This is a genomic window from Psychrobacter sp. 1Y4 (genome assembly GCF_051847555.1).
Genome location: NZ_JBPYDE010000679.1, coordinates 1 through 655 on the forward strand (window position 1 = coordinate 1; position 655 = coordinate 655).

The 655-nt window shown below is 45.3% G+C and carries 1 protein-coding gene; it reads right to left on the minus strand.

Annotated features, from left to right (window positions below; all coding sequences use genetic code 11):
• A partial coding sequence (locus ACS8FC_RS18290) for a citrate/2-methylcitrate synthase (protein ID WP_439297834.1) occupies positions 1–502 on the minus strand: 502 nt, incomplete at its 3' end.
• Positions 503–655 lie beyond the last annotated feature (153 nt).

Sequence of the window (655 nt, forward strand, 5' to 3'; positions counted from 1 at the left end):
TTTCGTCTTTGAGCAAGTGCAAGAAATGACCGCCAATGGTAGCATCATCTGTGTCAGTCTCGATACGCACGTTGTCATGGCTAAAGCGATACCAATAGTTAATGATCGATGGGAAGGCGGCCAGCATACGGTCAGTTTTATCGTTTTGCTCAGCGAAGTCCGTTTCCGTCTCAAGGTTACCGAGCATAGAACAACCAGTACGTAGCACATCCATTGGATGCGCGTCGCTTGGGATACGCTCAAGCACGTCTTTTAATGCCTGTGGTAGGCCGCGAAGGCTTTTGAGCTTAGCTTGATAAGCATCAAGTTCGCTTTGCGTAGGCAAGTTGCCATATAGCAGCAAATACGCCACTTCTTCAAAAATACACTTATCTGCCAGCTCTGATACGTCATAGCCGCGATAGGTCAGACCAGAGCCTGATTTGCCAACGGTCGATAATGCCGTCTTACCAGCAACTTGTCCGCGAAGTCCTGCGCCTGAAAGTTCTTTCTGTGCTGCCATGTCTACATTCCTTTTGTGGGTAGCTTTTTATATTGTTAAGTGAAAATACTGCTTTTTATGATTATTTATTGTCCGCAAACAGCTTATCTAAGGTTTGCTCAAACTCGTGATAGTTTAAGAAATCATAAACCTCCATGCGTGTCTGCATGGTAT